Origin of the sequence: Vibrio marinisediminis (assembly GCF_014050145.1) — a bacterium.
GTDB lineage: Bacteria > Pseudomonadota > Gammaproteobacteria > Enterobacterales > Vibrionaceae > Vibrio > Vibrio marinisediminis.
In genome coordinates, this window is sequence record NZ_JACFYF010000165.1 from 1 (window position 1) to 301 (window position 301).

Consider the following 301-nt stretch of genomic DNA (forward strand, 5'->3'; position numbering starts at 1 on the left):
CTGCCACTTGCAAGCCATTAATCCTTTTGGCCATTTGCTCAAATTGTTGTTGAATCTGCTGCTGCATCATCTTGTTTTGAGCCAAAATAGAATCCACTTCTTCCAACTCCATTACCCCTCTTCTCTGTGATGGTTGGCGTTGTCTTTGATGAGCAAAGAAATATTGGTTGTTGGCCACCATGTCAATGAGGTTTTGAGCTTCCTCTGTGGTCTTCATGAGTTGTAAGGAGCCTCTGGCAGAGTGATCAAGAGCTTCTTGAGCTTTGAGAGTGAGTCCCTCATAGAAGTTTTGCAACTTGTC

The 301-nt window shown here is 43.9% G+C and carries 1 protein-coding gene; it reads right to left on the reverse strand.

Annotation, left to right across the window (positions count from 1 at the left end):
• Positions 1-301: hypothetical protein (locus tag H2O73_RS20770; RefSeq protein WP_182110772.1), on the reverse strand; the 301-nt coding region annotated here is incomplete at both ends.